The sequence below is a fragment of the Cupriavidus sp. 05T313 genome (assembly GCF_056396665.1).
This window is the reverse complement of record NZ_JBFTLX010000727.1, coordinates 1-354: the sequence shown is the minus strand read 5'-3', so window position 1 is coordinate 354 and position 354 is coordinate 1. Positions and strand designations below refer to the sequence as shown.

Annotated in this window: 1 protein-coding gene; it reads right to left on the bottom strand. The window is 65.8% G+C overall.

The genetic code is table 11. The annotated features are described in order from the left end of the window. Positions 1-354, bottom strand: a 354-nt coding sequence (locus AC1DKD_RS42575) for an ABC transporter permease (protein WP_477144915.1), incomplete at both ends; no start/stop codon positions are given.

Here is a 354-nt window from a genome sequence, read left to right as displayed (position 1 = left end):
CCGTAGTAGCCGGCGAGGGCGCCGAGTGTCACACCGATCACCAGGACGCAAAGGACGGAAAGCAAGCCCACGGAAAGCGAGGCCTGCGTGCCGTGGATAACCCTGGAGTAGACGTCGCAGCCCTGGAAAGTGAAGCCGAACGGGTGCCCGGCCGAGGGGGCGCCTTCGGAATTGGCGAGCTCACAGCCTTCGTTGGGGGGCGTCGAGGTGAACAGGCCCGGGAACAGCGCAATCACAATCAGGGCAAGGATGAGCAGTGCCGAGATGATGAACAGCGGACGACGCCGGAGCTTGCGCCAGGCATCGGCCCACAGGCTGAGCGGGGCTTGGTCCGCCTTCACGGCGTCAGTGGCC